A 2654-nucleotide genomic window follows, 5' to 3' on the forward strand; every position below is an offset into this window, starting at 1 on the left:
GTATTACCCTTTTTTACTTGCTGATATAACAATTATCACTCTATTTTTTGGTATATTTGTACCCCTATTTAAAAATAAGAATAAAGTCACTTCTGAAACTTATAAGATGGTTGTTTCTGATAAGATTTATTCAAAACACATTCTCATAATTATAGTATTTTCAATTCTTTTGCATTCGACGGGAACTGTTTGTGCATTATTCACTCAAACCAAAGCTGATTATATGTTTTATATTGTTGCTTCATCAATAGTTTATCTTGCATTATTTTCGCATATATGTAATATTTACTTCAAAGAAAGTTATGACAAAAAACTTTTTAATTTAATTTCTAAATTTGCAAAAATGTCTCATAAAGACAGAATGAAAAAAGAAATTTCAATTTTAAGAAAAAATGAATATGAGAATATAGCTCGTGATATATCCAATTTAATACCATCTGTTAAGGAAGATTTTGATAAGCTTGCAAGCGAGAAAATTAGATTTTTAATTGTGATTTTTATTTTCACCTTTGATTTAGAATCTAGATATTCTTTTTTATATGAAAGGCATAATTTATTTAAGCGCGTTGATAATCAAAAATTTTTAATATCTGAGAAGCACTACTTTTTTTCAGGCGAAAACTTTGAGAGAAATGATTTTTCAAGAGTGATGAAATTAAAAGTTGAAAAGTTGCTTGGGATTTGCGAAACGGAAGAAACGGAAATATTCTTAAATCAAATGCTAATCCCCAATAATTACCGAATGGTATCATCAAATTCTAATTCAAGTAGTTCAATAATTGAATTATTAACGAAAATAAGAGTTAAAAATAAAGGCGTTTTACACTCAACTATGGCTACTTTTATAAATAAACAGATAAACGAGGCTAATATAACTTTGAGAGGTGAGAAAAGAGGGATTGGTAATGCAAAGAAATTTATTTTAAAGCATGATCGCATATGTGGAGATTTTTATAGCTGGAATGAAAAGTTGAAAAATGATAAAAAGCAAACTGGTATATTTGCTAAAGATACTCTTTGAGAAAGATTGATGCTTCAACATTCATTCCAAGTGATAAGGATGTTTAGGAAAATCTTTGATACATTACAAAAATATTCAATGAACGAACCTACTCATCCCATTCATTTATTGAATTTAAATGTTATTAAAGAACAAATTCAAATATTCAAAAAATTATGTTTTAAGTACCCAAAATTAGACAATATAACCAATCATTACTGGACGAATAAATTTTTAAATGGGGTGAAAAATAGGATTGAAAAAGAAGAACAAGGAATGGAAGTTTCTACATATGCAATGAAGGGTTTTGATAACGAAGATATAAAAATATTTAATTTATTATTTGAGAGGATAATAAACAACAACAATAATAATAACGACGCGATAAATTTATGGCGAAAAATCTTTTCCTATGTCAAAGATCAGCAACAAGAGAAAATTAAGGATAGTCGCTTATTCACACGAGGTTACAATAAATTTAATTTAACAAATGCATGGATGTATAAGGAATTTGTTTTAATAACTAAACTTTGTTTAATTTTGTACGACATTAAAAGTAAAGAGTTCCTTGAAGTTCTAAATACCATAACTAGTAACCAAGTCGAAATTTCATTATACACATCAAACAACTTTGATAGCAGAGAAAAACTTTTAAAGAAAAATTATAATATTAAAAAAATAAATACAACATGGGGTGAATATTTTTATTTCATGAATGAGGAAAAAGAGGAAATTTTAAATGATAAAAGAGAATACGAGAAAAACAATCATTAATAATCAGCATTTGGATGTCTTAATTTATCACATTTCCAATGGGGTTGAAGCAGATGAAAATTATCAATATAGAAATCGTGTGATTAGTGGTTGATTTGATGGAGAATATGACACTAATAAACAATTCAAAAAAATGTGCCTTCCCCTTGTAAAAATCAAAAAACATATCTTTAAATATGCAGAAAAAGAAGCATTAATTCTTAAAAAGCAGATGAATTATTTTGAGGGTGGTAACCTCAAAAAAATAAATAAAATAACAAGGAAGAAAAATAAACAAATAGTTTTTAAGTGGAATAAGGAAATAATCTTTATTTCTGATTCATCAAACTCGATTTATACATATGCCCTCCACCAATATGCTGTGAATAATTTCAACTTTTTAATAACTGAAATTATTTCTAAGTGAAATGAAATAAGTGATTTGAAATGAACATGAAAGCATGAAAAATCAAAAAAAAGATATTTAGATTTTTTTATAAAATACTAAAGTATCAATATGAAAATATGTTCCATCAGATATAAATAAAACAAAAGCTAATAGAAGATCGAAACACAAAAGGGAAGGTTTGAACATTGTTTTTTGAAATGAAGTTGATAAACCTATTTTAAATAACGCCCAAAAACTTGCTAAGATGCTGGCAAACAATGTAGGTGCAGCAAAAGGGCATAAAGGCAAAAGCGGATTAACAGTTAAAGATATTGCTCATAATTTGCATTAAATACATCTTTAATCCAAAAACTTATACAAATTAATGATAAAAAAGAATAAAGCTACTAAATTACCCCCCCAAATTAGTAGATCAATGTTCGAATTCACTCGTTGGTAATCATTAAACAATATGCAATGAGTACAAAAATAGATTCCTGGATAGGAATCTAT

At 26.6% G+C, this 2654-nt stretch carries 3 protein-coding genes; all 3 read left to right on the forward strand.

From position 1 onward, the window contains the following. The coding region (locus C4B24_RS05010) for a hypothetical protein (protein ID WP_168388361.1) at window positions 1-1774 on the forward strand (1774 nt) is incomplete at its 5' end. After that, entirely contained in the window at window positions 1740-2261 is a 522-nt protein-coding gene (locus C4B24_RS04550; protein ID WP_131599594.1) for a hypothetical protein, read from the forward strand. The genes C4B24_RS05010 and C4B24_RS04550, both read left to right, overlap by 35 nt. 79 nt (window positions 2262-2340) lie before the next feature. After that, the gene (locus C4B24_RS05015) at window positions 2341-2493 is read left to right on the forward strand and encodes a hypothetical protein (RefSeq protein ID WP_168388362.1); all 153 of its coding nucleotides are present in this window, start codon (window positions 2341-2343) and stop codon (window positions 2491-2493) included. The last annotated feature ends 161 nt before the right edge of the window (window positions 2494-2654 follow it).

The sequence above is a fragment of the Mycoplasma marinum genome, from assembly GCF_004335975.1.
In the GTDB taxonomy this organism is placed as follows: domain Bacteria; phylum Bacillota_I; class Bacilli_A; order Mycoplasmatales; family Metamycoplasmataceae; genus Mycoplasma_K; species Mycoplasma_K marinum.